Here is a 606-nt window from a genome sequence, read left to right on the forward strand (position 1 = left end):
TCCTGGCTGCCGGCGTACTGCGGTTCGTCGGCGCGTGCCAGCAGCTGGTTGATGCGCGTCAGCGCTCCTCCGGCGGCGTAGTAGGCGATCGTTCTCGGCATCCCGGTGACCGAGGATGAAACCGACGACCTGTGGAATATCGACGCCAAGGTCGAGTTCCAGGGCCTGCTCGCCCGACCAGAGCAATCCTGAGAACAGCTCGGGATGCGCGGCCACCTGCAGGCGATCGCCACGCCCACGCTTGACGCTATCGATGAACTGTCGGTGCGTAGTCGCCAGACCACTGGTTGATGATCAGCCAACCGCCGGGGGCGAGCTTCTGCTGGCACTGGCGCAGAAAATTCCACGCCAGGTCCCAAGGCCTTCCTGCCCAACGAGGACCAGGGCCGGATGATGGTGGAAGTGCACATTCCGGTTAACTCCTCCCCAGATCGCACCGGTGCGGTACATCAGCAGGTGCAGGACAATCTGAAGGAAGAGGAAGGCGAGCTGATCCAGCACGTGCTGACCGTCAACGGCTTCAACTTCGCCGGTCGTGGGCAGAACTCCGGCCTCGGTCTGGTCATGCTCAAGGGCTGGGACCAGCGCGCCGCGGAGGGTCAGGAC

General features: G+C 63.9%; 1 protein-coding gene and 4 pseudogenes. 2 read left to right on the forward strand and 3 right to left on the reverse strand.

The genetic code is table 11. From position 1 onward, the window contains the following. Nucleotides 1-86, reverse strand: a pseudogene (locus tag U8L64_RS20105) (hypothetical protein); the annotation flags it as partial. Between the two features lie 4 nt (nucleotides 87-90). On the opposite strand from U8L64_RS20105, the pseudogene U8L64_RS00120 reads away from it, so the two are divergent. After that, nucleotides 91-159: pseudogene (locus U8L64_RS00120) on the forward strand (hypothetical protein); the annotation flags it as partial. Here U8L64_RS00120 and U8L64_RS00125 read toward each other — a convergent pair. Together U8L64_RS00125 and U8L64_RS00130 are read right to left on the reverse strand one after the other, a co-directional pair. Continuing rightward, nucleotides 148-279, reverse strand: a pseudogene (locus U8L64_RS00125) (S49 family peptidase); the annotation flags it as partial. The pseudogenes U8L64_RS00120 and U8L64_RS00125 overlap by 12 nt on opposite strands. Further along, a pseudogene (locus U8L64_RS00130) lies at nucleotides 272-352 on the reverse strand (spermidine synthase); the annotation flags it as partial. The pseudogenes U8L64_RS00130 and U8L64_RS00125, both read right to left, overlap by 8 nt. Nucleotides 353-366: 14 nt before the next feature. On the opposite strand from U8L64_RS00130, the gene U8L64_RS00135 reads away from it, so the two are divergent. Continuing rightward, a partial coding sequence (locus U8L64_RS00135) for an efflux RND transporter permease subunit (protein ID WP_333392704.1) occupies nucleotides 367-606 on the forward strand: 240 nt, incomplete at its 3' end.

Origin of the sequence: Pseudomonas sp. FIP_A4, from assembly GCF_036701605.1 — a bacterium.
Classification (GTDB): domain Bacteria; phylum Pseudomonadota; class Gammaproteobacteria; order Pseudomonadales; family Pseudomonadaceae; genus Stutzerimonas; species Stutzerimonas phenolilytica.